Origin of the sequence: Ectobacillus panaciterrae DSM 19096, from assembly GCF_000430785.1 — a bacterium.
GTDB lineage: Bacteria > Bacillota > Bacilli > Bacillales > Bacillaceae_G > Ectobacillus > Ectobacillus panaciterrae.
On record NZ_AUMR01000044.1, the window covers coordinates 41581 to 58892 of the forward strand.

The 17312-nt window shown below is 42.0% G+C and carries 26 protein-coding genes, 1 rRNA gene and 1 pseudogene; 25 read left to right on the plus strand and 3 right to left on the minus strand.

The genetic code is table 11. The features are described from left to right. Nucleotides 1-20: 20 nt before the first annotated feature. The 13 genes and pseudogenes from rplR to rplQ all read left to right on the plus strand — a co-directional run bounded on the left by rplR (nucleotide 21) and on the right by rplQ (nucleotide 6826). Nucleotides 21-383: a 50S ribosomal protein L18 gene (gene rplR, locus H540_RS0112030; RefSeq protein WP_028400871.1), complete on the plus strand. Its 363-nt coding sequence runs from the start codon at nucleotides 21-23 to the stop codon at nucleotides 381-383. 21 nt (nucleotides 384-404) lie between these two features. Further along, complete coding sequence (gene rpsE / locus H540_RS0112035) at nucleotides 405-905, plus strand: 30S ribosomal protein S5 (RefSeq protein WP_028400872.1); 501 nt, start codon at nucleotides 405-407, stop codon at nucleotides 903-905. A 19-nt stretch (nucleotides 906-924) separates the two neighbouring features. Next, complete coding sequence (gene rpmD, locus H540_RS0112040; protein WP_028400873.1) at nucleotides 925-1107, plus strand: 50S ribosomal protein L30; 183 nt, start codon at nucleotides 925-927, stop codon at nucleotides 1105-1107. A gap of 34 nt (nucleotides 1108-1141) precedes the next feature. After that, nucleotides 1142-1582 (plus strand): 50S ribosomal protein L15, encoded by a 441-nt coding sequence (gene rplO, locus H540_RS0112045; RefSeq protein ID WP_028400874.1) that lies wholly within the window; start codon nucleotides 1142-1144, stop codon nucleotides 1580-1582. Continuing rightward, nucleotides 1582-2880 carry a preprotein translocase subunit SecY gene (secY, locus tag H540_RS0112050; RefSeq protein ID WP_028400875.1) on the plus strand — a complete coding sequence of 433 codons (1299 nt, stop codon included), beginning with the start codon at nucleotides 1582-1584 and terminating at the stop codon, nucleotides 2878-2880. Before rplO ends, secY begins: the two co-directional genes overlap by 1 nt. Nucleotides 2881-2931: 51 nt before the next feature. Further along, nucleotides 2932-3582, plus strand: coding sequence for an adenylate kinase (locus H540_RS0112055; RefSeq protein ID WP_028400876.1), 651 nt, complete (start codon nucleotides 2932-2934; stop codon nucleotides 3580-3582). Then, nucleotides 3582-4328 (plus strand): type I methionyl aminopeptidase, encoded by a 747-nt coding sequence (gene map, locus H540_RS0112060; protein WP_028400877.1) that lies wholly within the window; start codon nucleotides 3582-3584, stop codon nucleotides 4326-4328. The genes H540_RS0112055 and map overlap by 1 nt, the downstream gene beginning before the upstream one ends. 64 nt (nucleotides 4329-4392) lie before the next feature. Next, the gene (gene infA / locus H540_RS0112065; RefSeq protein WP_028400878.1) at nucleotides 4393-4611 is read left to right on the plus strand and encodes a translation initiation factor IF-1; all 219 of its coding nucleotides are present in this window, start codon (nucleotides 4393-4395) and stop codon (nucleotides 4609-4611) included. A gap of 35 nt (nucleotides 4612-4646) precedes the next feature. Further along, nucleotides 4647-4760, plus strand: coding sequence for a 50S ribosomal protein L36 (rpmJ, locus tag H540_RS0112070; RefSeq protein ID WP_000868344.1), 114 nt, complete (start codon nucleotides 4647-4649; stop codon nucleotides 4758-4760). 19 nt (nucleotides 4761-4779) lie between these two features. Further along, on the plus strand, nucleotides 4780-5145 hold the full coding sequence (gene rpsM / locus H540_RS0112075; protein WP_028400879.1) for a 30S ribosomal protein S13: 366 nt from the start codon (nucleotides 4780-4782) through the stop codon (nucleotides 5143-5145). 24 nt (nucleotides 5146-5169) lie between these two features. Then, nucleotides 5170-5559, plus strand: a complete 390-nt coding sequence (gene rpsK, locus H540_RS0112080) for a 30S ribosomal protein S11 (protein WP_028400880.1) — start codon at nucleotides 5170-5172, stop codon at nucleotides 5557-5559. A 139-nt stretch (nucleotides 5560-5698) separates the two neighbouring features. Further along, nucleotides 5699-6419: pseudogene (gene rpoA / locus H540_RS29575) on the plus strand (DNA-directed RNA polymerase subunit alpha); the annotation flags it as partial. A gap of 44 nt (nucleotides 6420-6463) precedes the next feature. After that, on the plus strand, nucleotides 6464-6826 hold the full coding sequence (gene rplQ / locus H540_RS0112090) for a 50S ribosomal protein L17 (protein ID WP_028400881.1): 363 nt from the start codon (nucleotides 6464-6466) through the stop codon (nucleotides 6824-6826). Nucleotides 6827-6888: 62 nt separating this feature from the next. Here the strand turns inward: rplQ and H540_RS35185 are convergent, their stop codons facing one another. Beyond that, nucleotides 6889-7023, minus strand: coding sequence for a hypothetical protein (locus tag H540_RS35185; protein WP_281172493.1), 135 nt, complete (start codon nucleotides 7021-7023; stop codon nucleotides 6889-6891). Nucleotides 7024-7441: 418 nt separating this feature from the next. Between H540_RS35185 and H540_RS0112100 the strand changes: the two genes are divergently transcribed. From H540_RS0112100 to H540_RS0112140, 9 genes are all read left to right on the plus strand, one after another. Continuing rightward, nucleotides 7442-8284, plus strand: coding sequence for an energy-coupling factor ABC transporter ATP-binding protein (locus H540_RS0112100; protein WP_028400882.1), 843 nt, complete (start codon nucleotides 7442-7444; stop codon nucleotides 8282-8284). Then, complete coding sequence (locus H540_RS0112105) at nucleotides 8260-9129, plus strand: energy-coupling factor ABC transporter ATP-binding protein (RefSeq protein ID WP_028400883.1); 870 nt, start codon at nucleotides 8260-8262, stop codon at nucleotides 9127-9129. Before H540_RS0112100 ends, H540_RS0112105 begins: the two co-directional genes overlap by 25 nt. Then, complete coding sequence (locus H540_RS0112110) at nucleotides 9129-9923, plus strand: energy-coupling factor transporter transmembrane component T family protein (protein ID WP_028400884.1); 795 nt, start codon at nucleotides 9129-9131, stop codon at nucleotides 9921-9923. Before H540_RS0112105 ends, H540_RS0112110 begins: the two co-directional genes overlap by 1 nt. A gap of 5 nt (nucleotides 9924-9928) precedes the next feature. Beyond that, entirely contained in the window at nucleotides 9929-10669 is a 741-nt protein-coding gene (truA, locus tag H540_RS0112115) for a tRNA pseudouridine(38-40) synthase TruA (protein ID WP_028400885.1), read from the plus strand. A gap of 153 nt (nucleotides 10670-10822) precedes the next feature. Then, nucleotides 10823-11260: a 50S ribosomal protein L13 gene (rplM, locus tag H540_RS0112120; RefSeq protein ID WP_028400886.1), complete on the plus strand. Its 438-nt coding sequence runs from the start codon at nucleotides 10823-10825 to the stop codon at nucleotides 11258-11260. Between the two features lie 21 nt (nucleotides 11261-11281). Further along, complete coding sequence (rpsI, locus tag H540_RS0112125; protein ID WP_028400887.1) at nucleotides 11282-11674, plus strand: 30S ribosomal protein S9; 393 nt, start codon at nucleotides 11282-11284, stop codon at nucleotides 11672-11674. Between the two features lie 253 nt (nucleotides 11675-11927). Further along, entirely contained in the window at nucleotides 11928-12368 is a 441-nt protein-coding gene (locus H540_RS0112130) for a DUF2521 family protein (RefSeq protein ID WP_028400888.1), read from the plus strand. A 62-nt stretch (nucleotides 12369-12430) separates the two neighbouring features. Further along, nucleotides 12431-13144: an N-acetylmuramoyl-L-alanine amidase CwlD gene (gene cwlD, locus H540_RS0112135; RefSeq protein WP_028400889.1), complete on the plus strand. Its 714-nt coding sequence runs from the start codon at nucleotides 12431-12433 to the stop codon at nucleotides 13142-13144. Nucleotides 13145-13235: 91 nt separating this feature from the next. After that, a complete protein-coding gene (locus H540_RS0112140) occupies nucleotides 13236-14291 on the plus strand; it encodes an Mrp/NBP35 family ATP-binding protein (RefSeq protein ID WP_028400890.1) in 1056 nt (351 codons plus the stop codon). Nucleotides 14292-14321: 30 nt separating this feature from the next. Here H540_RS0112140 and gerD read toward each other — a convergent pair whose 3' ends face one another. Next, nucleotides 14322-14945 (minus strand): spore germination lipoprotein GerD, encoded by a 624-nt coding sequence (gene gerD, locus H540_RS0112145; RefSeq protein ID WP_028400891.1) that lies wholly within the window; start codon nucleotides 14943-14945, stop codon nucleotides 14322-14324. Between the two features lie 137 nt (nucleotides 14946-15082). Between gerD and H540_RS0112150 the strand changes: the two genes are divergently transcribed. After that, on the plus strand, nucleotides 15083-15685 hold the full coding sequence (locus H540_RS0112150) for a KinB-signaling pathway activation protein (protein ID WP_028400892.1): 603 nt from the start codon (nucleotides 15083-15085) through the stop codon (nucleotides 15683-15685). A 21-nt stretch (nucleotides 15686-15706) separates the two neighbouring features. Here the strand turns inward: H540_RS0112150 and pdaB are convergent, their stop codons facing one another. Continuing rightward, nucleotides 15707-16471: a polysaccharide deacetylase family sporulation protein PdaB gene (pdaB, locus tag H540_RS0112155; protein ID WP_028400893.1), complete on the minus strand. Its 765-nt coding sequence runs from the start codon at nucleotides 16469-16471 to the stop codon at nucleotides 15707-15709. A gap of 137 nt (nucleotides 16472-16608) precedes the next feature. Here pdaB and H540_RS0112160 point away from each other — a divergent pair, with 137 nt between their 5' ends. Both H540_RS0112160 and H540_RS0112165 read left to right on the plus strand, forming a co-directional pair. After that, nucleotides 16609-16824: a hypothetical protein gene (locus H540_RS0112160; RefSeq protein WP_028400894.1), complete on the plus strand. Its 216-nt coding sequence runs from the start codon at nucleotides 16609-16611 to the stop codon at nucleotides 16822-16824. 221 nt (nucleotides 16825-17045) lie between these two features. Continuing rightward, nucleotides 17046-17312 (plus strand): 16S ribosomal RNA (locus H540_RS0112165); the annotation flags it as partial.

Consider the following 17312-nt stretch of genomic DNA (forward strand, 5'->3'; position numbering starts at 1 on the left):
AAAGGAAAGGAGTGACATAAATGATCACTAAACCTGATAAAAATGCGGTTCGTAAGAAAAGACATGCGCGTGTACGTGCAAAGCTTACAGGTACTGCTGAGCGTCCACGTTTAAACGTATTCCGTTCTAATCAACACATTTACGCTCAAGTAATTGACGATGTGAACGGTGTTACATTAGCAAGTGCATCTACTCTTGATAAAGAACTTTCTTTTGAAGGTACTAGCAATGTTGCTGCTGCTACTCAAGTTGGCGAGCTAGTTGCTAAACGTGCTGTTGAGAAAGGTGTTAAAGAAGTAGTATTCGATCGCGGCGGTTACTTATACCATGGTCGTGTTAAAGCGTTAGCTGAAGCTGCTCGCGAAGCTGGATTACAATTTTAATGGTCAAAGGAGGGAAAATAGATGCGTCGCATTGACCCAAGCAAATTAGAACTTGAAGAACGTGTAGTAACGATTAACCGTGTTGCGAAAGTTGTTAAGGGTGGACGTCGTTTCCGCTTCGCTGCATTGGTTGTAGTTGGAGACAAAAATGGTCATGTTGGATTCGGAACTGGTAAAGCGCAAGAGGTGCCAGATGCGATCCGTAAGGCTATTGAAGATGCTAAGAAGAATCTAATCCGCGTACCTCTAGTGGGTACAACAATTCCACACACAGTACTTGGTCAATTTGGAGCTGGTGAAGTATTCTTAAAGCCTGCTGCTGAAGGTACTGGAGTTATCGCTGGTGGTCCAGTTCGTGCGGTACTTGAACTAGCTGGTGTACAGGATATTCTTTCTAAATCTTTAGGATCTAACACACCTGTCAACATGGTACGCGCTACAATGAACGGATTAAGCCAATTAAAGCGTGCTGAAGAAGTAGCGAAATTGCGTGGTAAAACTGTAGAAGAGCTACTAGGCTAAGAAGAAGGAGGGAAAACACATGACAAAGAAGTTAGAAATTACCCTCACTCGTAGTGTAATCGGTCGTCCGCAAGATCAACGCGCAACAGTAGAAGCTTTAGGCTTACGCAAGCTTAACCATACTGTAGTGAAAGAGGAATCTCCTGCGATCCGCGGCATGATCACTAAAGTTTCTCACCTTGTAACAGTTAAAGAAGTTTAATTATAATCTCATATCTATAAGGAGGTGCCTCGGAATGAAACTTCATGAATTAAAGCCTGCTGAGGGTTCTCGTAAAGTTCGTAACCGTGTTGGACGCGGTATCGGTTCTGGTAACGGTAAAACTGCTGGTAAAGGTCATAAAGGACAAAACGCTCGTTCTGGCGGCGGTGTTCGCCTCGGATTCGAGGGTGGCCAAACTCCACTATTCCGTCGTTTACCAAAACGCGGCTTTACGAACATCAACCGTAAAGAGTTCGTAGTCGTTAACCTAACAGCATTGAATCGCTTTGAAGACGGTACAGAAGTAACACCTGAATTATTGCTTGAAACTGGCGTAATCAGCAAAGTAAACAACGGTGTGAAAATTCTTGCTAACGGTAAGTTAGAAAAGAATCTGACTGTTAAAGCTCATAAGTTCTCTTCAACTGCGAAAGAAGCAATTGAAGCGGCTGGCGGAAAAACTGAGGTGATTTAATGTTTCGCACAATCTCCAACTTTATGCGCGTTGCTGAGATAAGAAATAAAATTCTTTTCACCTTTGCGATGTTGATCGTGTTTCGCATCGGTACCTTCATTCCGGTGCCTCACGTCAACGCAGATGTTCTAAAAGCACAGGATTCATTAAATGCTTTGGGTATCCTTAATACGTTCGGTGGAGGGGCCTTAAAAAACTTCTCGATCTTCGCAATGGGGATTATGCCTTACATTACAGCATCCATCATTATTCAATTGCTACAGATGGATGTTGTTCCTAAGTTTACTGAATGGTCAAAGCAGGGTGAGATGGGACGTCGTAAACTAGCTCAGTTCACTCGCTACTTTACAATTGTTCTAGCTTTCATCCAAGCTATTGGAATGTCAATCGGGTTCAACAACTTGGCTAACGGACAGTTAATCGTAGACCCAGGCTGGACAACCTACTTGTACATTGCTACTGTTCTGACTGCCGGGACAGCATTTTTAATGTGGCTCGGTGAGCAGATTACAGCAAAAGGTGTGGGAAATGGTATTTCCATTATCATCTTTGCTGGTATCGCAGCAGCGATTCCAAACATAGTTAGTCAAGTATACGTTCAGCAGTTCCAAGATGCAGGTGATGATTTGTTCATTCGCCTTGTAAAAGTTGCACTTATTTTGCTTGCTGTATTGGCAGTTGTTGTGGGTGTTATTTACATTCAACAAGCAACTAGAAAAATCCCGATTCAGTATGCAAAACGTACTACAGGAAACAACAGTTATGCTGGTGCACAAAACACGCATTTACCGTTAAAGGTAAATAGCGCCGGTGTAATTCCAGTCATTTTCGCTGTTTCTTTCCTGATTACGCCACCAACCATTGCTCAGTTTTTTCCGAAACACGATGTTTCGCAATGGATTATACAAAACTTTAACTATAATCACCCTGTGGGAATGATTGTATATGTTGCGTTAATCGTTGCCTTCACGTACTTCTATGCATTTGTTCAAGTCAATCCTGAACAGATGGCTGAAAATCTGAACAAACAAGGTGGATACGTTCCTGGTATTCGTCCGGGTAAGAATACGGAACAGTATTTAACAAAGGTTTTGTATCGTTTAACGTTCGTAGGTGCAATTTTCCTAGCTGCAATCGCGATTCTGCCTGTGTTATTCATTAAAATAGCAAATCTCCCAAATTCTGCCCAAATTGGTGGAACGAGTTTACTAATCGTAATTGGGGTAGCTTTAGAAACAATGAAGCAGCTCGAGAGTCAGTTAGTAAAGCGCCATTATAAAGGCTTTATTAAACAATGAGCAGTCGGGAAGAGTGATCTTCCCTAAAGGCTCATCTTAGGGGGAATTAAGATGAATCTAATTTTAATGGGGCTTCCGGGTGCCGGGAAAGGCACACAAGCTGAAAAAATTGTTGCCAAGTACTCTATCCCTCATATCTCGACAGGTGATATGTTTCGCGCTGCAATTAAAGAAGGAACAGAACTTGGCCTGCAAGCAAAATCTTTCATGGACAAAGGTGAGCTTGTTCCAGATGAAGTAACAATCGGTATTGTTCGTGAGCGTTTAAGTAAAGATGATTGTGTAAAGGGCTTCTTGCTCGACGGTTTTCCGCGAACTGTGGCACAAGCATCTGCTTTAGAAGGAATTATGGAAGGTCTTGGCAAGAAGATCGACTATGTAATCAACATTAATGTTGATTCTGCACTTCTTCTTAAACGATTAACAGGTAGACGTATCTGCAAAAGCTGCGGCGCTACTTATCACTTAATATTCAATCCGCCTCAAGTAGAGGGCGTTTGCGATAAATGCGGTGGAGAGCTGTATCAGCGTTCTGATGATAATGAAGAAACTGTAGCTAACCGCTTGGAAGTAAACATTAAGCAAACTCAGCCTTTGCTTGACTTCTATGGTGAGCTTGGTTATGTGAGAAATATCGACGGCGAGCAAGAAATCAATAAGGTTTTTGTAGATATCGACGCTCTTATCGGAGACTTAGCGTAATGATTATTTGCAAAACGCCTCGTGAAATTGAGATCATGCGAGAAGCGGGGAGAATTGTGGCCTTGACTCATAAAGAGCTAAAGAAGCACATTACTCCAGGGATTACAACGAAAGAGCTTGACTCGATTGCGGAAAAAACAATCCAAAAATATGGCGCTGTGCCATCATTTAAAGGATATAATGGTTTTCCAGGAAGCATATGTGCTTCCGTAAACGAAGAGCTTGTACATGGAATCCCGGGCAATCGCAAGCTCGAGGACGGCGATATTATCAGCATCGATATCGGTGCGAAATATAACGGGTATCATGGAGATTCTGCATGGACGTATCCGGTCGGAAAGATTTCAGAATCTGTTCAGAAGCTGCTTGATGTCACAGAGAAATCATTGTATCTTGGTTTAGAGCAAGCAAAGCCAAGTGAACGGCTGTCCAATATCTCGCATGCGATTCAAACGTATGCAGAAGGTGAAGGATTTTCGGTTGTAAGAGAGTATGTAGGGCATGGAATTGGGCAAGACTTACATGAAGCTCCGCAAATTCCGCACTACGGACCTCCTAATAAGGGACCGAGATTAAAGCCGGGAATGGTGCTTTGCATAGAGCCGATGATTAACCAAGGACATCGATATGTGAAAACATTGTCCGATAACTGGACAGTGGTGACTGTGGATGGCTTATGGTGCGCTCACTTCGAGCATACGATTGCCATTACAGAAACAGGATATGAAATCCTGACAACTGAGTAGCTTACCTCTCCGAGATTTCAGAGCAGTCTCAAAGGTTACTGATTTGAAGAAGGGAGAACATTGAATGGCTAAAGACGATGTAATTGAAATTGAAGGTACAGTTATAGAGACATTGCCGAATGCTATGTTTAAAGTAGAACTAGAAAATAAGCATGTCGTATTAGCTCATGTTTCTGGTAAAATTCGCATGAACTTCATTCGTATTTTACCTGGAGACAAAGTTACGGTAGAATTATCTCCGTACGATTTAAATCGTGGTCGTATTACGTACCGTTTTAAATAATATAGCACTCCGTAATCTTTAAGGAGGTTAGAGAGATGAAAGTAAGACCATCTGTAAAGCCGATCTGTGAAAAATGTAAAGTTATTCGCAGAAGAGGAAAAGTAATGGTTATCTGTGAAAATCCTAAACATAAGCAAAAACAAGGTTAATTGAAGGAGGTGTTTTCTAATGGCACGTATTGCAGGTGTAGATATTCCTCGTGACAAACGCGTCGTTATTTCTTTAACATACGTATTTGGTATCGGACGTCCGACTGCTGAGAAAGTTCTAGCTGAAGCTGGAATCTCTGAGGATACTCGAGTTCGTGACTTAACAGAAGAAGAATTAGGTAAAATCCGTGATATCATCGACCGCTTAAAAGTTGAAGGTGACCTTCGCCGTGAAGTTTCCCTAAACATCAAGCGTCTAATGGAAATTGGTTCTTATCGTGGTCTTCGCCATCGCCGTGGTTTACCAGTTCGTGGTCAAAACACTAAGAACAACGCTCGTACACGTAAAGGTCCTCGTCGTACAGTAGCGAACAAAAAGAAATAATTAAGTAAAGGAGGTTGAACATCAATGGCACGTAAAACTAACACTCGTAAACGTCGTGTGAAAAAGAACATTGAAGCTGGTATAGCTCACATTCGTTCTACTTTCAATAACACAATTGTAACTATTACAGACGTTCATGGTAATGCACTTTCTTGGTCTAGTGCTGGTGCACTTGGCTTCAGAGGCTCCCGTAAATCTACGCCATTCGCAGCACAAATGGCTGCTGAGACTGCTGCAAAGACATCTATGGAGCATGGTTTAAAAACTTTAGAGGTTACTGTTAAAGGCCCTGGTGCCGGCCGTGAAGCTGCTATTCGTGCGCTTCAAGCTGCAGGTCTAGAAGTAACAGCGATCCGCGATGTTACTCCAGTACCTCATAATGGATGCCGTCCGCCAAAACGTCGTCGTGTGTAATTTTTCTGTATAGATTTTCTAACATTGTCTATAATGGGATATGATACATTCATTTTGAAAATTTCTTACAGAAACATCGCTTGTTGTTGTGCACAATCGGGAACTGCCTAAGGGGGACTTTCGGTTAGACAATACAGCATTGTCTAGCCGGGGTTTCGCCGCTGTAACATCAATCCAAATCGATGGCGTACTGCACGAGTTTTCTACAATCGAGGGCGTTGTGGAAGATGTCACAACGATTATCTTAAACATAAAGAAACTTGCTCTTAAGATTTACTCTGATGAAGAGAAAACGCTTGAGATTGATGTACAGGGCGAAGGTGTTGTCACAGCTGCTGATATTACTCACGATAGCGATGTCGAAATCTTAAATCCGGATTTACACATTGCAACGTTAGCAAAGGATGCGCATTTGCGTATGCGTTTAACTGCAAAGCGTGGTCGTGGGTATACGCCAGCTGATGCAAACAAGAGAGAGGATCAACCAATAGGCGTTATTCCTATTGATTCCATTTTCACTCCAGTGTCACGCGTAACATACCAAGTGGAGAATACGCGTGTAGGGCAAGTAACGAACTTTGATAAACTGACGCTTGATGTATGGACGGATGGAAGCATCGGGCCGAAGGAAGCAATTTCGTTAGGCGCTAAAATTTTAACTGAGCATTTAAACATCTTTGTTGGTCTGACTAACGAAGCACAAAATGCTGAGATTATGGTAGAAAAAGAAGAAGATCAAAAAGAAAAAGTTCTTGAAATGACAAGATATGATGAAAGTTCGTAACTTAGGACGTAAATCCTTAGAGGAAGTAAAGCATAAGCTTGAAGAGCTTGGCTTAGGCTTACGCAAGGACGACTAAGGTTTCTTTGTTTTGTTAAAAACCAACGAAGGAGGGAACTACGAATGGCATACAGAAAATTAGGCCGTACAAGTGCACAACGTAAAGCTATGTTACGTGACTTGACTACTGACTTAATCATCAACGAGCGCATCGAAACGACTGAAACTCGTGCGAAAGAGCTTCGTTCCGTAGTAGAAAAAATGATTACTCTAGGTAAACGTGGAGATCTTCATGCTCGCCGTCAAGCAGCTTCTTACGTTCGTAACGAAGTAGCAAACGCTGAGACGAAGGAAGATGCATTGCAAAAATTATTTGCAGATATCGCTCCTCGCTACACAGACCGTCAAGGTGGATACACTCGTATCGCTAAGATTGGTCCTCGTCGCGGTGACGGTGCTCCAATGGTTATCATTGAATTAGTGTAATGACAGCAAAAGGGCAGGACAGTGCTTTTTAAGTAACTGGTCGTGGCCCTTTTTTTGTATGTCTAGCTCCACCGGCTAGCTCCCGTCTGAAAAATAACCTTCCCCATATAAAGCCAAAAAGCGGCTTTAATGGTGAAGAACATTTTCCAGAGGGAGCTGAACGAGCCGGTTGCGCTTTTCTTGATGTCTAGCTCCACCGGCTAACTCCTCCTGTCAAATAACCTTCCCCTAAAAAGGCAAAAAGCGCCTTTGTGTGTGAAGAACATTTGCCATCCGGAGTTGAACGAGCCGGTTGCGCTTTTCTTGATGTCTAGCTCCACCGGCTAACTCCTCCTGTCAAATAACCTTCCCCTAAAAAGGCAAAAAGCGCCTTTGTGTGTGAAGAACATTTGCCATCCGGAGTTGAACGAGCCGGTTGCGCTTTTCTTGATGTCTAGCTCCATCGGCTAGGTGCTGCCACCAGAGGTTCTCTGCCGCACAAAGGCAAAAAGCGCCTTTGAGGGCGGAGAACCTCTGGTTCTGCACCTAAACGAGCCGATTGCGCTTTTCTTAAGTATATCGAATTGTAAGAGAATACAATATTTCTTAGGAAATAAAACGAGAAGGTGTCGATTGGTGAAACAGGAGAAGCTTCGCATAGATCATTTATCGTTTCAATATCCGCACGCTCGTTCTGCTGCCCTGCAGGATGTTTCACTCTCAATTTATGAAGGCGAATGGGTATCTATTATTGGACAAAATGGTTCAGGAAAGTCCACGCTGGCAAAACTATTAACTGGTCTCTTGCTTCCAAAAGAAGGAACTATTTTTGCAGACGGCAAGATCATTCTATCGGAAGAAACAGTCTGGGATATTAGAAAGCAGATTGGCATGGTATTTCAAAATCCTGATAATCAGTTTGTCGGTACAACAGTAAAAGATGATGTAGCATTCGGGCTTGAGAATATGGGAGTCCCGAGAGAGCAAATGATAGAGCGAATGGAGCATTCTCTTTCTCTTGTCGGCATGCATGAGTTTGCAGACCAAGAGCCGCATTCCTTATCAGGAGGACAGAAACAGCGCGTTGCTATTGCAAGTGTATTGGCGCTGCAGCCTTCTATTCTCATTCTGGATGAAGCCACGTCTATGCTTGATCCGAAAGGCCGAAAGGAAGTATTAGAAACTGTTCGCAGCCTTGTACGCATAAAAGGCATAACTGTGGTTTCCATTACGCATGACCTTGAAGAAGCAGCGCAATCCGATCGTATTATTGTGCTGAATCAAGGAAAAATCATACGCGAAGGTACCCCGCAAGATGTATTTGAGCATGTGAAAGAACTGCGTGATATCGGTTTAAACGTTCCTTTTTCGGTAAGAATAGCCGAAATATTAAGAGATAACGACATTCCCATACAGACGATGCATCTTACAATGGAAAGTTTGGTGAACGCGCTTTGGACATTACATTCGAAAAAGTAGAACACCGCTATCAAAAGAAAACACCGTTTGAGAGGTTGGCAATCTATGATATAAACCTATCGTTTCCGAGCGGAGGATACTACGCAATTATTGGTCATACGGGCTCTGGAAAGTCTACCGTCATTCAGCATTTGAACGCTCTCTTGCAGCCTACATCCGGATTCGTGCGAGTTGGTGACTTTACAATTTCCTCTGTGAAGAAGGAAAGAAAACTAAAGCCTCTTCGCAAGAAAGTAGGCGTAGTCTTTCAATTTCCAGAGCATCAATTGTTCGAAGAGACGGTGGAGAAGGACATTTGTTTTGGTCCTTTAAACTTTGGTATTGCAGAAGAGACAGCAAAGAAAAAGGCAAGAGATGCGATTGGCATGGTAGGTTTGTCAGAGGAGCTATTGGACAAATCCCCGTTCGAGCTAAGCGGAGGACAAATGCGCAGGGTGGCTATTGCAGGGGTGCTTGCCATGGAACCGGAAGTTCTCGTTTTGGATGAGCCGACAGCAGGCTTAGATCCAAAAGGACAGCAGGAGCTTATGGATATGTTTTATAAGCTGCATAAAGAGCAGAACATTACGGTCATCCTTGTAACCCACAACATGGAGGATGCGGCTCAATATGCGGATGAAGTGATTGTCATGCATAAAGGAACCGTGTTTTTACAAGGGAAGCCGGAAGAGGTATTTTCCGAAGCGGAGCGATTAGAGGATATAGGTGTGTCGCTGCCAATTTCATTGCAGTATAAACAGTTGATAGAACAACGGTTTCATTTAAAAATGGAGGCACCCGTTCTTACGTTAGAAGAGTTAGCGACAGAAATGGTGAAAATCTTGAACAAAGGGGAAGCCGGATAATGCAGCAGCTTATTATTGGAAAATATATTCCCGGTCAATCTCTTATCCATCGGCTTGACCCTCGGGCAAAGCTATCAATGGTGTTTCTATACGTATTTGTTGTCTTTTTAGCTGACAATGCAGTTTCTTATGCACTTTTATTTTTATACATTCTTATTCCATTGATCCTTTCCCGTGTTCCTGTACGTTATATATTATCTGGATTGAAACCCATATTGTGGATATTTTTATTTACCTTTCTTCTTCACGTATTAACAACAAAGGAGGGAGAACTGCTGTTTCAAGCAGGAGGGTTCTCCATCTATGAGAAAGGGCTGGAGCAGGGTATTTTTATTTCTCTTCGCTTTTTTGTCATTCTTGTTATGACGACACTGCTGACATTAACAACTACTCCTATTGAAATTACGGACGGGATGGAGACGCTCTTGCATCCGTTCAAAAAAATAGGATTGCCTGTTCATGAAATCGCATTGATGATGTCTATTTCCCTTCGATTCATTCCGACTCTTATGGAGGAAACCGAGAAAATTATGAAGGCGCAATCCTCGCGCGGAACAGATTTTGCAGGCGGCCCCATTAAAGACCGGTTGAAAGCTGTCGTTGCTTTGCTCGTACCTTTATTCATCAGTGCGTTTAAAAGGGCAGAAGATTTAGCAATTGCGATGGAAGCTAGAGGATACCAAGGCGGAGACGGAAGAACAAAATTCAGGCAGCTGCTGTGGCAAAGAAAGGATACTCTTGCTGTTCTGAGTTTACTGCTCCTTACTTTACTTTTACTTTGGACACGTTGGTGAGAGCAATGGAACGAATAAAGTGTACAATTTCATATGACGGAACATATTTTTCAGGATATCAAATCCAGCAGCAAAAGCGAACTGTTCAGCAAGAAATTGAGAATGTTCTGCGAAAGCTTCATAAAGGAGAAGTACGTATTCATGCGTCTGGCAGGACCGATGCGGGCGTTCATGCGTATGGCCAAGTTCTTCACTTTGACTCTCCTTTGCAAATTCCAGAGGAGCGCTGGGTGGCTGCATTAAACTCTTTGCTGCCGGATGATATTGCTGTACAGCATGTTGAAAAGGCAGCGCCGGATTTTCATGCGCGTTTTGATGTAACAAGCAAGGAGTATAGGTATAGAGTTCTGCTTAGTAAAAGAAGCAACGTCTTTTTGCGGCATTATGCGTATTATTATCCGTATCAGCTTAATTTGGCTGCAATAGAGGCGGCTATTCCGCATTTTATCGGAACGCATGACTTTACATCATTTTGTTCGGCAAAAACGGAAATAGAAGATAAGGTGCGTACTATTTATGAGTTAGAGATGCTACAGCAAGAGGAAGAGCTTATTTTTCGTTTTGTCGGCAGCGGATTCTTGTATAATATGGTGCGTATTCTCGTGGGAACATTGTTAGATATTGGACAAAACAAATTGCAGCCAAACGACATTCCCGTTATTTTAGAAAAGCGGGATCGGCGCCTAGCTGGCAAGACTGCACCAGGGCACGGCTTATATTTATGGCAAGTAAACTATAACAACTAATCCTGGTGTAACATTTGCTTGACATTGCTTTCGCAAAGATATATCATAACATATGGTATTGTTTCTAAAACCACGATTAGCCCCGGAAATTAATCGTGTTTAAGATAAACAATGAATTTGGTCTTGAAGAAAACATGTAGGAGGGAAATAAACATGCGTACGACTTTCATGGCAAAAGCTAACGAAGTTGAGCGTAAATGGTACGTGATTGACGCTGAAGGTCAAACTTTAGGTCGTCTAGCGAGCGAAGTCGCTTCTATTTTACGCGGTAAAAACAAACCAACTTTTACACCACACGTTGACACTGGTGATCACGTAATCATCATCAACGCTGATAAAGTTCACTTAACAGGTAACAAATTAAACGATAAGATTTACTATCGTCACACAATGCACCCAGGCGGATTAAAGCAAAGAACAGCTCTAGAAATGCGTACAAACTACCCTGTACAAATGATCGAGCTAGCTGTTAAAGGCATGCTTCCAAAGAACCGTTTAGGTCGTCAAATGGTTAAAAAATTAAACGTATATGCTGGTGCTGAGCATCCACACCAAGCACAACAACCAGAAGTTTACGAACTTCGCGGATAATTCATTTAAGGAGGGTTTATTTTGGCACAGGTACAATACTATGGTACTGGACGTCGTAAAAGTTCAGTAGCGCGTGTACGTCTAGTTCCTGGCGAAGGACGCGTTATCATCAACGGTCGTGAATTTGAACACTACATCCCATTCGCTGCATTACGTGAAGTAGTTAAGCAACCTCTAGTTGTTACAGAAACTCTTGGCAACTATGATGTTCTTGTTAACGTAGGCGGCGGCGGTTACACTGGTCAAGCTGGTGCAATCCGTCACGGTATCGCGAGAGCGTTACTGAAAGCTGATCCAGAATATCGTTTAACTTTAAAACGCGCTGGATTGTTAACTCGTGACGCACGTATGAAAGAGCGTAAGAAATACGGTCTTAAAGGCGCTCGTCGTGCTCCTCAGTTCTCAAAACGTTAATCTTGTTCTCAAAACCCAAGCTATATGGCTTGGGTTTTTTATTTGTGTCCAGAAAAATTGCCACGCTTCAGTACTAAATAATTTTCCCTACATAAAAGTTAAAAATTCTTTAGGGGAAAGAACCTTTGCCCTCTGGAGCTGACCAAGCCGGTTGCGCTTTTCGGTGGTGTCTAGCTCCGCCTTTCGTATTGGAATATTTTAAATCGCATGTTCCTTTTAGAGTCGTTCAGACTACCAAGTAGGGAGGTGCGATATGACAGTTATTATTACCCTTAAAGAAAAACGAAGAGAAAAACAATTGAAATACGAAAAGAGATTACTGCGTGAGCTTTCTTTACAAGCTCTTCGCAAGAAAATACACAATTACTTTCTTAGCTATACAACAGCTCCGCGGTTTGCTCATCATCTCGAGGATTATTGCTTGGAGCTTGCAATAGAATCTTATTTATTGGGGGCGCGTTACAGCAAGTTCGGCTATTACGGCGAACCTCTTACAGAAGTTAAACAGCGTTCTTTATCTGAAGAACAAGGTTTAACGGATACATTATTCCAGTTTTTATCCGGAATACCGACAGGAGAAATGTCAGAGGAATGCCGTGAGGAGCTGTATGAAACGTGCCAAGCCTTTATTTCTTCTTGGTGGGAGGAAGGGTACGAAAAAGGTGAAAGAAGATATCGTCTCCGATTGCGTTAAATATTCATAATCCTGCTTCTTGTCCCATATAAGTAAGTAGAGGACTAGCAGGAGGGAGAGGCATGAAAAAAATTAAATTATTTTCCTTTATGACGGCAGCGGTCATACTCTTTTTTCTTGTACAGCACGAATTTCAGATTACAAAATCATGGAAGGCGTGGAATTTGCCGTTAGCAGGGAAAATCATTGTGCTGGATGCCGGTCATGGAGGCCCCGATGGGGGAGCAGTAGGCGGAGACGAAATCGTTGAAAAAGAAATTACACTGGAAATTACAAAAAAAGTGCAGGATTATCTGCAGGAACAAGGGGCTCTCGTCATTTTGACAAGAGATGAAGACGAAGATTTAGCGTCGGAGGATACAAAAGGATACAGCCGGCGAAAAGCAGAAGATTTGAAGAAGCGGGTAGCGCTTATAAATAATTCGGGGGCAGACCTTTTTGTGAGCATTCATTTGAATGCCATTCCTATCAGCAGTTCAAAAGGAGCACAAACCTTTTACTATCGCTCCTTAATTGAAAACGAACGAGCGGCAAAATTCATTCAGGCTGAGCTAAGAACAAGTTTGGAGAATACAAACCGCTCAGCAAAAACAATTGGCCGCGTATACTTACTAAAACATGCTAAGGTGCCGGGAGTACTTGTAGAAGCAGGCTTTCTATCCAATGTAAATGAAAGATACCTATTGAACTCAGAAAAATATCAGCAAAAAATTTCTGCAGCTGTATATCGCGGAATATTGCGCTACTTCACAGAAAAAGGAAGCCCTCCTGAGTAAAATAAAGGAGGGTTTTCATTATTTCAGCAAGTCAGAATATGTTATACTGAAGGTGAAAGCGCATTTATTTCAAACAGGTGGTGGAACTAGTATGATTACAAAAGAGCAAGTCGTACAAGCACTTGAACAATTAACAGACCCGTTTTTATATAAAACGTTAAAAGAAACAAATGCAATTCAAGAAGTAACAATAAAGCCGGAAAAGGCGCATGTAAGCATAAAAATTGCAATCGCAAAGACAGGAACGGCTGAACAAATGCAGCTTCAGACCGCTGTTGTCAAGCTTATCAAGGAGCTTGGCGCCCAAACAGTCGGTCTTCGTTTTACAGAGCTTACAGAAGAGGAATTAAAGGCATTTGAAGTGCCGCAAAGCGAAGCTCCTAAAACATTGTTATCCCCTGGTACAAAAACAGTATTCCTTGCAGTGGCCAGCGGAAAAGGCGGCGTAGGGAAGTCTACAGTTTCTGTTAACCTTGCAGTGGCTTTAGCACGCCTTGGCAAAAAGGTAGGAATCATTGATGCCGATATCTACGGATTCAGCGTACCGGATATGATGGGCATTACAAAGCGTCCTGTTGTCCGCGGTGAACGTATCATTCCAGTGGAACGCTTTGGTGTTAAGGTTATCTCTATGGGCTTTTTTGTAGAAGATAATGCGCCTGTTATTTGGCGCGGTCCGATGCTTGGGAAAATGCTCAATCATTTCTTTACGGAAGTAGAGTGGGGAGACCTCGACTACTTAGTTCTAGACTTACCGCCAGGGACTGGTGATGTAGCTCTTGATATTCATGCGATGCTTCCGGCTTGCAAGGAAGTAATTGTAACGACACCGCATCCGACAGCTTCTTTCGTTGCTGCTCGCGCAGGTGCTATGGCGCTCCGCACAGAGCATGAAATTATTGGTGTTGTGGAAAATATGTCTTACTTTGAAAGCAAGCTGACAGGGGAGAAAGAATACGTATTTGGTCAAGGTGGCGGTCAAAAGCTGGCTGAAGAGCTGCAGACGAAGCTGCTCGGTCATATTCCTCTCCAGCAGCCTGATTGGAATAAAGAAGATTTTGCTCCGTCTGTATATGAAGAAGAGCATCAGATTGGCAAGATTTATAACCATATTGCAGGGCAAATTATTGATATTACAATCCAATAATAAAGACAAGCCTCTTCAAAAGAAGAGGTTTTACTTTTGTTGCTGATCGCTGCTTTGTGAACCGCCGCCTTCGCTGCTAGAAGATTTAGAGGAGCTGCCTCCGCCCCCGCCTTTTTCTGCCTTTTGAATCGCTTTGCTGATTACATCAATCATTTTAGCTTGGAATAACGGACTTTCTGCTGTTTCTGTCAAAACCTGCTGCAGATACTTTTTGTACTCCTTGCTTTTCATAGCTTGCATCATTTGTTTTTCTACTTCCGGGTTTTTCATGATATCCATTACCCCCGCTTGATACTCAGGGTCTTTCAGCAAGGTTTTTACAAGTTTGGCTTGTTCTTTTTCCATGCTCTTTGCGAAGCTGGCTGCAAATTTTGGATCGCTGAAGACATGCTGCCAAAACTGCTGACCTTTGTCTGACAGCATCACATCTTCTATCGTTTTTTTAACAACAGCTTCATCCAAAACTAAGGCTTGTTTTACTTTTTCATCTGCCAGCACTTGCTGAATTGCCTTTTTTCCTTCATCCGTTTTCAAAATATCCACAATCATTTTTTTCGTTTGGTCATAGTTCAGCTCAGATTTAGCTGCTTTTTGCTGAGCACAGGCAGTGGTAAGAAGGAGAAAACATAATAACAGTAACGGAATCCGTTTCATCAGCCGGAGCCCCTTTCACTACTTTTTCTTTTAATATAAATCTCTTGATAAAAATTATGCATATTCGCGTCTAGCTTTTTACAAGGGGGCTTGCTACAATTTAAATAGAACTACGGAAAATAATGGGGGATTATGTCGTGAACAGCCGAAAGTGGGTACGTTTATTTTTTTCAACTTTGTTTCTGGGCGGCATTGGTACCATTTTAATCGGATTCACATTAAGATGGGATCAGTATGGGAAGTTTTTTCAGAATTTTGATACAAAAGAAATTCTTTCTATTTCATTCTGGCTGCTTGGTGTAGGATTTATTTTTAGCGTTATCAGTCAAGCGGGATTCTTTGCTTATTTAACGATTCATCGCTTCGGATTGGGAATGTTCCGTTCCGCTTCACTTTGGAATGGAGTGCAAATTCTTTTAGTAGTGTTTGTTCTGTTTGATTTTGTATACTTGCGCTCTGTACTTTTTAATAATGCTAACGCTTCCATTGGGAATAACATTTTGATGGCGGTAGTGCTTCTCGTTGTCGCAGCATCAATAGCTTATATTAAGAGCAGGGAGACTAATAAACAGGCGTTTGTTCCGGCGCTCTTTTTCATGATAGTGGTTACGATTATAGAATGGGTTCCAGCATTGCGTGTCAATGATCGAGACTGGCTGTACTTAATGGTTGGACCGCTCCTGCTCTGCAATGCTTATCAAATGTTAATTTTACATCGTCTCGTAAAAAAAGAAAGCTGACTCTATGGTCAGCTTTCTTTTTTACTCGGTATCTTTGCTTTTTGCGTTTGTATTGGAAATCAGTTCAGAAACTGAGGTGTTTGAGTAACCCGCTGTTTGTATCTTTTGAAGGAGTAGCGGCAGTGCTTTATTTGTTTGCAGTGCAGAGTCTGAAGCGTGAAGAAGGATAATATCTCCTGCACGAAGATCTTTTGTTACTTTTTTTACGATATTGTCTGCTCCTTCGTTTTTCCAGTCATCTGAATTATTGCTCCAATGGACAACCGTGTAGCCTAGAGATTCTGCAATTTTTAAAACAGTCTTGTCAAAGCTGCCGCTTGGCGGGCGGAGCAATTGCACTTGTTTTATTCCCAGTTTTTGAAATACTTCTTGGGCTTTTACTAAATCTTGTCTCACTTCGTTTGGTTTTAAAGAAGTATAGTCTTTATAGTTGTAGCCCATACTGCCGATCTCGTGACCATCCTTCATAATACGCTCTACAATGTTTGGATGTCGCTCAGCCCATGCAGCTGAGAGAAAGAAAGTAGCATTTTTGATATTTTGCTGTTTGAGTGTATCTAAAATTGGCATGGCTTTTTCATCGCCCCAGCTGATATCAAAGGTTAACGCAACTTGATTTTTAGCGGCATCCCCTTTATAGATTGCTTTTGGTCCGGTTGCTGTGGAAAAAACAGATTGCTGAGAATATGTTCCTAAAAATAAAAACCACGCTGTAAACAAGGAAAGCAAAACAATAAGCATCGTTTGTTTTAATTTATTTTTACTTGTTACAAAGAAGAAAAACATAGGCAACTCCTCTCCCTTGTCCAATCCTTTTCAGTTACTTATATGCTGAAAAACTATAAAAGATGACCAAGGTTTTATTCATAAAAATAAAGATATAGGAAATGATTAACATATATTTACAAATCAGAGGTGGGTATATGTTGGGTTTTATGGTAAATGAAAAAGAATTAAAAGAACTGGAGTATTTATTAAAAAGAGAAATGGATGAAATTTTATTTGATTTTGAAGATGAGAGAATTGATTACGTAGTGAAGCGGGCGATGGAGGAAAGGTATATCATTTTATTCCGGTTATTTTCCAGGGTTACATCTCCGGCAGAATGCGTTCGATATACAAGAAAAAGAATGCATTAGAAATAGTTATAAAAAAGTATTGACTCTTTGTGAATAAGTATGGTAAATTTATATTCGTCGCCAGTGAGCGAACGAAACGAAAATGAAAAGCAAAAATAAATGTTTGACATTGAGTTTTGGAAATGATATTATGATTAAGTCGCCTTGAAGCGATGATGAGTTCTTTGAAAACTAAACAAAATGCGAAACGTCAATTTTTATTTTAAAGCTAGACAAACACTTTTATGGAGAGTTTGATCCTGGCTCAGGATGAACGCTGGCGGCGTGCCTAATACATGCAAGTCGAGCGAACCTCTTCGGAGGTTAGCGGCGGACGGGTGAGTAACACGTGGGTAACCTGCCTGTAAGACTGGGATAACTTCGGGAAACCGAAGCTAATACCGGATACTTTTTTGAGTCGCATGACTCGAAATGGAAAGACGGCTTCGGCTGTCACTTACAGATGGACCCGCGTCGCATTAGCTAGTTGGTGAGGTAACGGCTCACCA

Coding starts and splice junctions, on each gene's coding strand:
- rplR (WP_028400871.1), top strand. CDS start 21: ATGATCACTAAACCTGATAAAAATGCGGTTCGTAAGAAAAGACATGCG.
- rpsE (WP_028400872.1), top strand. CDS start 405: ATGCGTCGCATTGACCCAAGCAAATTAGAACTTGAAGAACGTGTAGTA.
- rpmD (WP_028400873.1), top strand. CDS start 925: ATGACAAAGAAGTTAGAAATTACCCTCACTCGTAGTGTAATCGGTCGT.
- rplO (WP_028400874.1), top strand. CDS start 1,142: ATGAAACTTCATGAATTAAAGCCTGCTGAGGGTTCTCGTAAAGTTCGT.
- secY (WP_028400875.1), top strand. CDS start 1,582: ATGTTTCGCACAATCTCCAACTTTATGCGCGTTGCTGAGATAAGAAAT.
- H540_RS0112055 (WP_028400876.1), top strand. CDS start 2,932: ATGAATCTAATTTTAATGGGGCTTCCGGGTGCCGGGAAAGGCACACAA.
- map (WP_028400877.1), top strand. CDS start 3,582: ATGATTATTTGCAAAACGCCTCGTGAAATTGAGATCATGCGAGAAGCG.
- infA (WP_028400878.1), top strand. CDS start 4,393: ATGGCTAAAGACGATGTAATTGAAATTGAAGGTACAGTTATAGAGACA.
- rpmJ (WP_000868344.1), top strand. CDS start 4,647: ATGAAAGTAAGACCATCTGTAAAGCCGATCTGTGAAAAATGTAAAGTT.
- rpsM (WP_028400879.1), top strand. CDS start 4,780: ATGGCACGTATTGCAGGTGTAGATATTCCTCGTGACAAACGCGTCGTT.
- rpsK (WP_028400880.1), top strand. CDS start 5,170: ATGGCACGTAAAACTAACACTCGTAAACGTCGTGTGAAAAAGAACATT.
- rplQ (WP_028400881.1), top strand. CDS start 6,464: ATGGCATACAGAAAATTAGGCCGTACAAGTGCACAACGTAAAGCTATG.
- H540_RS0112110 (WP_028400884.1), top strand. CDS start 9,129: ATGCAGCAGCTTATTATTGGAAAATATATTCCCGGTCAATCTCTTATC.
- truA (WP_028400885.1), top strand. CDS start 9,929: ATGGAACGAATAAAGTGTACAATTTCATATGACGGAACATATTTTTCA.
- rplM (WP_028400886.1), top strand. CDS start 10,823: ATGCGTACGACTTTCATGGCAAAAGCTAACGAAGTTGAGCGTAAATGG.
- H540_RS0112130 (WP_028400888.1), top strand. CDS start 11,928: ATGACAGTTATTATTACCCTTAAAGAAAAACGAAGAGAAAAACAATTG.
- cwlD (WP_028400889.1), top strand. CDS start 12,431: ATGAAAAAAATTAAATTATTTTCCTTTATGACGGCAGCGGTCATACTC.
- H540_RS0112140 (WP_028400890.1), top strand. CDS start 13,236: ATGATTACAAAAGAGCAAGTCGTACAAGCACTTGAACAATTAACAGAC.
- gerD (WP_028400891.1), bottom strand. CDS start 14,945: ATGAAACGGATTCCGTTACTGTTATTATGTTTTCTCCTTCTTACCACT.
- pdaB (WP_028400893.1), bottom strand. CDS start 16,471: ATGTTTTTCTTCTTTGTAACAAGTAAAAATAAATTAAAACAAACGATG.
- H540_RS0112160 (WP_028400894.1), top strand. CDS start 16,609: ATGTTGGGTTTTATGGTAAATGAAAAAGAATTAAAAGAACTGGAGTAT.